General features: G+C 65.1%; 8 protein-coding genes and 1 other RNA gene. 8 read left to right on the forward strand and 1 reads right to left on the reverse strand.

Annotated features, from left to right (window positions below; translation table 11 throughout):
- Positions 1-430: 430 nt before the first annotated feature.
- The 5 genes from ffs (at position 431) to F3J17_RS27195 (ending at position 5,623) form a co-directional block, all read left to right on the forward strand.
- Positions 431-529, forward strand: an RNA gene (gene ffs, locus F3J17_RS27175) — signal recognition particle sRNA small type.
- Between the two features lie 252 nt (positions 530-781).
- On the forward strand, positions 782-3,166 hold the full coding sequence (locus F3J17_RS27180) for a DNA polymerase III subunit gamma/tau (protein ID WP_167066442.1): 2,385 nt from the start codon (positions 782-784) through the stop codon (positions 3,164-3,166).
- A 76-nt stretch (positions 3,167-3,242) separates the two neighbouring features.
- The gene (locus F3J17_RS27185) at positions 3,243-3,569 is read left to right on the forward strand and encodes a YbaB/EbfC family nucleoid-associated protein (protein ID WP_027818382.1); all 327 of its coding nucleotides are present in this window, start codon (positions 3,243-3,245) and stop codon (positions 3,567-3,569) included.
- A gap of 148 nt (positions 3,570-3,717) precedes the next feature.
- Entirely contained in the window at positions 3,718-4,314 is a 597-nt protein-coding gene (recR, locus tag F3J17_RS27190) for a recombination mediator RecR (RefSeq protein ID WP_167066444.1), read from the forward strand.
- A gap of 34 nt (positions 4,315-4,348) precedes the next feature.
- Positions 4,349-5,623 (forward strand): CaiB/BaiF CoA-transferase family protein, encoded by a 1,275-nt coding sequence (locus F3J17_RS27195; RefSeq protein ID WP_167066447.1) that lies wholly within the window; start codon positions 4,349-4,351, stop codon positions 5,621-5,623.
- Between the two features lie 92 nt (positions 5,624-5,715).
- Here F3J17_RS27195 and F3J17_RS27200 read toward each other — a convergent pair whose 3' ends face one another.
- Positions 5,716-6,687: an NADPH:quinone oxidoreductase family protein gene (locus tag F3J17_RS27200; RefSeq protein ID WP_167066450.1), complete on the reverse strand. Its 972-nt coding sequence runs from the start codon at positions 6,685-6,687 to the stop codon at positions 5,716-5,718.
- Between the two features lie 272 nt (positions 6,688-6,959).
- Here F3J17_RS27200 and surE point away from each other — a divergent pair, with 272 nt between their 5' ends.
- From surE to F3J17_RS27215, 3 genes are all read left to right on the forward strand, one after another.
- On the forward strand, positions 6,960-7,721 hold the full coding sequence (gene surE, locus F3J17_RS27205) for a 5'/3'-nucleotidase SurE (protein WP_167066453.1): 762 nt from the start codon (positions 6,960-6,962) through the stop codon (positions 7,719-7,721).
- A complete protein-coding gene (locus tag F3J17_RS27210) occupies positions 7,718-8,821 on the forward strand; it encodes a protein-L-isoaspartate(D-aspartate) O-methyltransferase (RefSeq protein WP_167066456.1) in 1,104 nt (367 codons plus the stop codon). Before surE ends, F3J17_RS27210 begins: the two co-directional genes overlap by 4 nt.
- Positions 8,822-8,826: 5 nt before the next feature.
- Positions 8,827-9,173 (forward strand): LysM domain-containing protein (locus F3J17_RS27215; protein WP_167066459.1); only part of this gene is annotated, 347 nt, incomplete at its 3' end.

Below are 9,173 nucleotides of genomic sequence, written 5' to 3' on the forward strand. Positions count from 1 at the left end.
CCACGATACACCAAAACTCAAAATAGTTCCGGGGATGCCCAGCCATGCCGGGCGGCTCCGGATCCACTCGCCAGGGCTTTCCTGACGAAGGTCGCCGCCAGTTTAGCCTAAATCCCTATGCGTTGCCGACGGTGATAGTACGCATACCGCCAGCAGGGTTTCCCGCTTTTTATGCGCTGTATTCGTGCTTCTCTGTGATACCGATCGTGCGCGAATTTCGTGCCGCAAGGGTGGAAGACTCATACTGGCTTCACGTAAGTACGTGCGCCCGCATGCATTTCACAATTTCGATATGGTGCTGACGGCAGGGTTTGCAAGGGCTTGCTGCGCTGTGCCGCGCGCTGCGCGAGCAAGGCGATTTTTTGCGGATTCGAAGAGTTTTGCAGTGCGGCATTCTCAAGACTGGGTATCCAGTGTTAGAATGCGACGTGACGGGCCTCCTCGCATGGTGGGGCGGTCAACCTGGTCAGGTCGGGAACGAAGCAGCCACAGCCGTTTTCCGCCAGTGCCGAGGGTCGGGCTCGTCACCTTCAACTTTCTCAGTTGATCTCTTCTGCTTTTCTCTGCTGTTCCTCTCTGATTTTTTCCGCAGTATCCCCAAAGTCAAACGTCGTACGTGCGCCGTGATGTCGCGTTCAGCACCTGTGCGTGCATGTGCATTCGCGCTTTGCGTCATGCCTGCCGCCCGACGTCGCGCACATGCCCGTCACGCCCCGTGCGCAAGGCGCTGCCCGCCTTGCGATTCATCTAGACGCGCGGGCGTTGCTGATACAATTTCCAGATGACCTATCAAGTTCTCGCACGCAAGTGGCGACCGAAGGATTTCGCTTCGCTCGTCGGACAGGAGCACGTGGTGCGCGCGCTCACGCACGCGCTCGACGGCGGCCGTCTCCATCACGCGTATCTCTTCACGGGCACGCGTGGCGTGGGCAAGACGACGCTCTCGCGGATCTTCGCCAAGGCGCTCAATTGCGAGACGGGCGTGACCTCGAAGCCGTGCGGCGTGTGTCGCGCTTGCCGGGAAATCGACGAGGGCCGTTTCGTCGATTATGTCGAGATGGACGCGGCGAGTAATCGCGGCGTGGATGAAATGGCCGCGCTGCTTGAGCGCGCCGTCTACGCGCCAGTGGATGCGCGCTTCAAGGTCTACATGATCGACGAAGTGCACATGCTCACGAACCACGCCTTCAACGCGATGCTGAAGACGCTGGAAGAGCCGCCGCCGCACGTCAAGTTCATCCTCGCGACCACCGATCCGCAGAAGATTCCGGTCACGGTTCTGTCGCGCTGCCTGCAGTTCAATCTGAAGCAGATGCCCGCGGGCAATATCGTCGAGCATCTCACGCACATCCTGGGCGAAGAAAAGGTCGAGTTCGAATCGCAGGCGCTGCGTCTGCTCGCGCGCGCCGCCGACGGCTCGATGCGCGACGCGCTTTCGCTGACCGACCAGGCGATCGCCTATTCGGCCAATCAGGTCACGGAAGAGGCTGTGCGCGGCATGCTCGGCGCGCTCGACCAGAGCTATCTGATCCGCCTGATCGATGCGCTGGTGGCGGGTGACGGCGCGCAGGTGCTGGCCATCGCCGACGAAATGGCGCTGCGCAGCCTGTCGTTCTCCACGGCGCTGCAGGACCTTGCGAGCCTGTTCCATCGCATCGCGTGGGCGCAGTTCGCGCCGGCATCGGTGCTCGACGAATGGCCGGAAGCCGACGATCTGCGCCGTTTCGCGGATGCGTTGAGCCCCGAACAGGTCCAGCTTTTCTATCAGATCGCCACGCTCGGTCGCAGCGAACTGGGTCTCGCGCCCGATGAGTACGCCGGTTTCACGATGACGCTGCTGCGTATGCTGGCGTTCGAACCGTCGGCTAGCGCGGGCAACGTGGGCAGTGCGCCGGCGTCGAAGCCGGCTGCGGCGGGTGTTGCTCGCCCTGCATCGGCTGCGGCTGCCGCGGCGACGTCGGCTGCGAATGCTGCGCCGGTTGAGCGTGTGGTCGCGCCGAAGCCGGTTGCGCCAGTCGTTGCGCCGCGGCGCGTTGAAAAGCCGGTCGCGGCGCCCGCAGAAGCGCCTTTACACGCTCAAGCGCCGCAGGCCGAAACCGAACAGCCCGTCGCGGCGCAATCGATGAGCGCGCCGCAAGCGCGCATCGTGCCGCCGTGGGAAGACGAAGCCGCGCCTGAAGCGAACGTAGCCAAGGTCGAAGAGCCTGCGCCAGTGCCTGTCGCGGCCGCACCGGCTCCGGTTGCAGACCCCGAGGCGACGCCCGCACCCGCACCCGTGCAAGTCGCCGAAGAACCCGTAGCGCCCGCATCGCGCGCTGCCGGCGGCGCAAGCGCGGCGCTCGACGTGCTGCGCAACAAGGGCCTGCGTATTTCGCCGGAACGCGGCGCACGCGCTGCAACTGCCGCGCCTGCCACGCCCGCTGCGCAAAAAGCCGCGCCGCGCATGGAAGTGAAGGTGCCCACGCCCGATCCCGCACGCCGCGCCGCCGCCGCGCAGGAAGCGCAGGCGCGCCAGCCCGCCCGTCAGGCGAGCGCCTCGCAGGACGCTTCGGGCGCGCCGCCGTGGGACGATATTCCGCCGGACGATTACGTGCCGCTCGGCGCCGACGATGCGTATTTCTCGTCGCCCGATGACGGTTTCTCGTCGTCGTTCGAAAGCGAACCTCGCGCGCCGCGCGCGGCTGCGCCTGTCGCATCGTCGGCGGCCGTGGTCGATGTGAGCAAGCTGCCGCCGGGCATTGCGCTCGACGCCATCGGTTTCACGGGCGACTGGCCCGCGCTGGCTGCGACGCTGCCGCTCAAGGGCATCTCGTATCAGCTCGCCTTCAACAGCGAACTCACCGCGCTCGATAACGGCGTGCTGAAGCTGAGCGTGCCGGTGCCGCAGTACGCGGAAGCCTCGCAGGTCGCGAAGCTCAAGTCGGCGCTCGCCGAAAGCCTTGGCAAGACAGTCGAACTCGATGTGACGGTGGGTCCGGCGCGTCGTACGGCCGCCGCGCTCGACGCCGCCATGCGCGCGGAGCGCCAGCGCGACGCCGAACGCGACATCGGCGCCGATCCGTTCGTGCAGCAACTGATTCGCGACTTCGGCGCGAGCATCGTGCCCGGTTCGATCCGGCCGATCGTGCCCGAAGCCGCGCAGGGCGGCAGTCAAGCCGCCCATTGAATTGCGCCGCGCGGCGCTCACGCACCGCGCGCGCGAGTGACACACTGAATCACCATGATCCAGAAGGAGCAATGAAATGTTGAAAGGCCAACTCGCCGGGCTGATGAAGCAAGCCCAGCAGATGCAGGAAAACATGAAGAAGGCGCAGGAGCAGCTCGCCCAGATCGAAGTCGAAGGTCAGGCTGGCGCCGGTCTCGTCAAGGTCACGATGACCTGCCGTAACGACGTGCGCCGCGTGTCGATCGACCCGAGCCTGCTCGCCGACGACAAGGACATGCTCGAAGACCTCGTCGCCGCTGCGTTCAACGACGCCGTGCGCAAGGCGGAAGCCACGTCGCAGGAAAAGATGAGCGGCATGACCGCCGGCCTGCCGATTCCGCCGGGCTTCAAGATGCCGTTCTAAGGCACGCGCGCCGCGCGGCCCGAAGTACAGCCAGGCTATGCGGCGCCACGCGCGCGACGGTTCGAAGGACCGCCGCGCGCCTTGTCTTTTGCATCGCTTTTGCAGGTCCGTTGCGTCCGTTTTTTTGGTTTCACCACGCTGAATCCGCATGAAACAACCTTCCGCCCTGGCGGCGCTTGTCGAGGCGCTGCGCGTACTGCCCGGCGTCGGGCCGAAGTCGGCGCAGCGCATGGCCTATCACCTGATGCAGCACGATCGCGAAGGCGCCGAAAAGCTCGGCCAGGCGCTGCTGTTCGCGACCGATCACCTGAAGCATTGCGAGAAGTGCAACACCTTCACCGAAGCTCAGGTCTGCGAAACATGTCTCGATGGAGAGCGCGATCCCACGCTGCTGTGTGTCGTCGAGACCCCCGCCGACCAGATCATGCTCGAACAGACCATGACCTGGCGCGGCCTGTATTTCGTGCTGATGGGGCATCTGAGCCCGCTCGACGGCATCGGCCCCAAAGAGATTCATTTCGACCGCCTGGTAAAGCGGGCTTCGGACGGCGTCGTCAAGGAAGTCGTGCTCGCGACCAACTTCACGAACGAGGGCGAGGCCACCGCGCATTATCTCGGCCAGGCGCTCAAGGCGCGCGGTCTGGCCGTCACGCGTCTGGCGCGCGGCGTGCCCGTGGGCGGCGAGCTCGAATATGTCGATGCGGGCACCATCGCTCGCGCGATGCTCGACCGGCGTTCGATGTAACGCACCCAGAACAAAGAGAGCTACCAGGAGACCCATGAGCGCAGACCGATCCCACGAATCCGCCGCTGGAAGTGCAAGCGCATCCCCATCGGCAACCGGTCCGCTCGCGGGCGTGAAAGTGCTCGAACTCGGCACGCTGATCGCGGGCCCGTTCGCGGCGCGTTTTCTCGGCGAGTTCGGCGCGGACGTCATCAAGATCGAAGATCCGAAGGGCGGCGATCCGCTGCGCAAATGGCGCAAGCTCTGGCCGGAAGCCGGCGGCACCTCGCTCTGGTGGGCCGTGCAGGCGCGCAACAAGAAGTCGGTGACGGTCAATCTCAAGGCCGAAGAGGGCAAGGAAATCGTGCGGCGTCTGGCGAAGGAAGCCGACATCGTCATCGAAAACTTCCGGCCTGGCCTGCTGGAAAAACTCGGTCTGGGCTACGACGTTTTGTCGAAGGAGAATCCCGGCCTCGTGATGGTGCGACTTTCCGGCTACGGCCAGAGCGGGCCGTATCGCGACCGGCCGGGCTTCGGCGCGATTGCCGAATCGATGGGCGGACTGCGCCATATCACCGGTTATCCGGAGCTGCCGCCGCCGCGCATCGGCATTTCGATCGGCGATTCGATTGCGGCGCTGCATGGCGTGATCGGCGCAATGATGGCGCTGCATCATCGCAACATGAACGGCGGCAGTGGCCAGATCGTCGACGTGGCGCTCTATGAAGCCGTGTTCAACATGATGGAAAGCGTCGTGCCCGAGTACGGCGTCTACGGCATGGTGCGCGAGCGCACCGGCGCGTCGCTGCCTGGCATCGTGCCGTCGAACACCTATCCGTGCCGCGACGGCAGCATCGTGATCGGCGGCAATAGCGATCCCATCTTCAAGCGCCTGATGACGGCGATCGATCGCGCCGATCTCGCCAGCGATCCGGCGCTCGCGCACAACGACGGGCGCGTGCCGCGCACAGCGGAAATCGACGGTGCGATTGCCGCGTGGCTGTCCACGCGCACCATCGACGAAGCGCTGGACGTGCTCAACGCCGCCGACGTGCCCGCCGGGCGCATCTACAGCGTCGCCGATATGTTCACCGATCCGCAATTCGCCGCGCGCCAGATGATCCAGCAGTTCCGCTGGCAGAAGCCGGGCGAACCGGCTGAAGAAGGTATCGATATCGCACTGCCGGGCGTCACGCCCAAGCTTTCGGCGACACCAGGCGACACGCGCTGGCTCGGTCCCGAACTGGGCGAACATACCGACGAAGTCCTGCAGTCGCTGGGCTATGACGCTGAGCGCATCGCGCAGTTGCGCGCGCAACAGATCGTCTAGCAAGCGCCGGGCGCAAAGCGGCAAAACAAAAAGGCTCGCACGGGAAACCGGCGAGCCTTTTTCATCAAGCGCGAGTCGTCAAATAAAACGATTCAAGGCTCGATGATGATCTTGCCCGTCACCTTGCGCGAGGCCATATCCTTGAGCGCCTGCGCCGCATCGGCGAGCTTGTAGCGCTTCGAGACATAAGGCTTGAGCTTGCCTTCGCCGATCCAGCCCACCATCTGCGCGAACGCCGCCGCATTGTTCTGCGGCTCGCGGCGCGCATAGTCGCCCCAGAACACGCCAACCAGACTCGCCCCCTTGAGCAACGCCAGATTCAGCGGCAACTTGGGGATCTCGCCATTGGCAAAGCCGACCACCAGATAGCGGCCGCGCCAGCCGATGCTGCGAAACGCCGGTTCCGCGTAAATGCCGCCGACCGGATCGTAGATCACATCGGGGCCTTTGCCGTCGGTGAGCGTCTTGATGCGCTCGCGCAGATCTTCGGTGCTGTAGTTGATGGTGGCGTCCGCGCCGAAGCGGCGGCACACGTCGAGCTTTTCCTCGCTCGACGCAGCGGCGATCACGCGCGCGCCCAGCACCTTGCCGATTTCCACCGCCGCCAGACCCACGCCGCCCGCCGCGCCGAGCACGAGCATCGTCTCGCCGGCCTTGAGTTGCGCGCGATCGATCACGGCGTGATGCGAGGTGCCGTAAGCGAGCGTGAAGGCGGCGGCCGTGGCGAAATCGGCGGCATCGGGCAGCGGCACGCACGCCGATGCGTCGGCGATCGCCTGTTCGGCGAAACCGCCGTTGCCCACATAGGCCACGACGCGCGTGCCCGGCGCGAACTTCACGCCTTCGCCCACCGCGCGCACGATACCCGCGACTTCCGCGCCTGGCGTGAACGGCAGCGGCGGCTTCATCTGATACTTGTTCTCGATGATGAGGACGTCCGGGAAGTTCACGGCAGCCGCCTTCACGTCGATCACGACCTGGCCGGGGCCGGGCACGAGGTCGGGCAGATCTTCGAGCGTGAGCGTGTCGGGCGGGCCAAACTGGTTGCAGCGGATTGCGCGCATCGTGTCTCCTGTCGTGTTACGTCGGTTCGTGTTACGTCAGTCATGGATCCGGCTAGAGCGTCACAGTGTACGGCAATCCGTCGTAATGCGAACGATCGTGCGTTTATTTTTGTGATGAGGGTGTCGATGACGCGCACGACGACGCCAGAAGCGTGCTCCGAAAGCGAGTCGGAATGTGCCGCGCATCGTGTCGTAAAGTGCGCCGTCGGCACGCATAGGAAGGCGTCCTCCCTGTCGTTCGTCTGCCTTCTTTCCTCGGTTACAATCGGCTGATGCGAATACTACTCAGCAACGACGACGGCTATCTCGCGCCCGGCATTGCCGCGCTCTACGAAGCGCTCAAGCCGCTTGGCGAGATCACGGTGATGGCGCCCGAGCAGAACTGCAGCGCCGCCTCGAACTCGCTCACGCTCTCGCGCCCGCTCTCGGTGCTGCGTTCGACGAGCACTGGTTTCTACTACGTCAACGGCACGCCCACGGACTCGGTGCATATCGCGCTCACGGGCATGCTCGAACATCGGCCCGATCTCGTGGTGTCCGGCATCAACAACGGCCAGAACATGGGCGAAGACACGCTCTACTCGGGCACGGTCGCCGCGGCCACCGAAGGCATCATGTTCGGCGTGCCGGCCATTGCTTTCTCGCTCGTCGATAAAGACTGGGTGCATCTCGATTCCGCCGCACGCGTGGCCGCCGACATCGTCGCGCATTACCTCGCTAATCCGCTGCCCGGCAATCCCTTGCTGAACGTCAATATTCCGAACCTGCCTTACGAGGAAATGGGCGAGTGGCGCGTCACGCGCCTGGGCAAGCGCCATCCTTCGCAACCGGTGATCCGCCAGACCAATCCACGCGGCGAGCCGATCTACTGGATCGGTCCTTCGGGCAGCGCGCGCGACGCGAGCGAGGGCACGGATTTCCACGCGGTGTCGAACGGCCAGGTGTCGATCACGCCGCTGCAACTCGACCTGACCCATACGCAGATGTTGCCGGCGACGCACGACTGGGTGCGCCAGGGCGGCAGCGCTTCATGACGGGCGAGCGCACCAGGCGTTTCCCGCTCGGCCTCGCGGATCTCGTTCGAGAGCCGCGTCGTCGCGACGATGTTCGTCCCGGCGAGGCGCGTGCGGGTAGCGCGCGTCTTGCTGATGCGCGCACAACGCACGCGGGCAAGCCGGGTGCGAAGGTCGCGGCCAAGGGCACGGTAAATGCTGGGTCGCCGGGCGTGCGATCGTCCGCGGTGAATGGCACGGGTGTCGTCAAGGCCGCCAAGGCGCCTGGTGTGGCGCATACGGCCGCGTCGCCCGCGCGCAAGTCCGCCGTGCCTCGCGCCGATCTTTCCGGCCGCGCCGCTCAAACGTTTTCGCCTGCCGCATCGAAGGCGCTTCCGGCGGGGGCGAGGAGCGCACAGACGCGTCCGGCCACTGCGCCGCGCGCTGGCGTGACGCCGGGCGCGGGTGCGCCGGGCGTCCCCCTTAACGGCGCGCTCGCACTGACTTCGGAACGGGTTCGCGAACGCATGGTCGAACGCCTGCGTGCGAACGGCGTAACCGATTCGCGTGTGCTCCAGGCGCTTGCAACCGTGCCGCGCCACATGTTCGTCGATCCTGGCCTTGCGGCTCAGGCCTACGAAGATGCGGCGTTGCCGATCGGCCATCATCAGACCATCTCGAAGCCTTCGGTGGTCGCCCGCATGCTGGAACTCGCGGGTGCTGGCCGTGAACTGGAACGCGTGCTCGAAATCGGCACGGGCTGCGGCTATCAGGCCGCGGTGCTGAGCCGGATCGCACGCGATGTGTATTCGATTGAACGCATCAAGCCGTTATACGAGCGCGCAAAGACGAACCTGCGGCCGCTGCGCATCCCGAACATCCGCTTGCACTATGGCGACGGACGGCTCGGTATGCCGTCGGCGGCGCCGTTCGACGCGATCGTGATTGCCGCAGCCGGCTTCGACGTGCCTCAGGCGCTACTTGAGCAGCTCGCCATTGGCGGGCGGCTCGTAGCGCCGGTCGCGGAGCAGGACGAGGCGACCCAGGTGCTCACGCTGGTGGAGCGCACGGGCCCCGCGCAGTGGCGGGAGTCGAGGCTTGATCGCGTTTTCTTTGTCCCCTTAAAATCCGGAGTGATCTGAAACCGATGAGTATGTTGCGCGCGATGCAAAGAAAACGCCTGAATATCGATTTGACCACAGCCCAACGTAGTGCTTCGGTCATCGCGCTCTGTCTGCTGACGGCTTGCGCGACGCGTCTGGACAATGCGCCCGTGGTGGACCGCACCTCGGCGCTCGGCACCGCTGGCGCACAGCCGCCGGTGCCGCTCGGGCCGCCGCCTCCGGGATATTACCGGGTGAAGCCGGGCGATACTCTCTATAGGATTGCGCTCGAAAACGGCCAGAACTACCGCGACATCGCGACGTGGAACAACCTCGCCAATCCGAACCAGATCGAAGTGGATCAGCTGTTGCGCGTCGTGCCGCCGGGCGC

The sequence above is a fragment of the Burkholderia sp. Ax-1719 genome, assembly GCF_011753055.1.
Lineage (GTDB): Bacteria > Pseudomonadota > Gammaproteobacteria > Burkholderiales > Burkholderiaceae > Paraburkholderia.

Coding starts and splice junctions, on each gene's coding strand:
- F3J17_RS27180 (WP_167066442.1), top strand. CDS start 782: ATGACCTATCAAGTTCTCGCACGCAAGTGGCGACCGAAGGATTTCGCT.
- F3J17_RS27185 (WP_027818382.1), top strand. CDS start 3,243: ATGTTGAAAGGCCAACTCGCCGGGCTGATGAAGCAAGCCCAGCAGATG.
- recR (WP_167066444.1), top strand. CDS start 3,718: ATGAAACAACCTTCCGCCCTGGCGGCGCTTGTCGAGGCGCTGCGCGTA.
- F3J17_RS27195 (WP_167066447.1), top strand. CDS start 4,349: ATGAGCGCAGACCGATCCCACGAATCCGCCGCTGGAAGTGCAAGCGCA.
- F3J17_RS27200 (WP_167066450.1), bottom strand. CDS start 6,687: ATGCGCGCAATCCGCTGCAACCAGTTTGGCCCGCCCGACACGCTCACG.
- surE (WP_167066453.1), top strand. CDS start 6,960: ATGCGAATACTACTCAGCAACGACGACGGCTATCTCGCGCCCGGCATT.
- F3J17_RS27210 (WP_167066456.1), top strand. CDS start 7,718: ATGACGGGCGAGCGCACCAGGCGTTTCCCGCTCGGCCTCGCGGATCTC.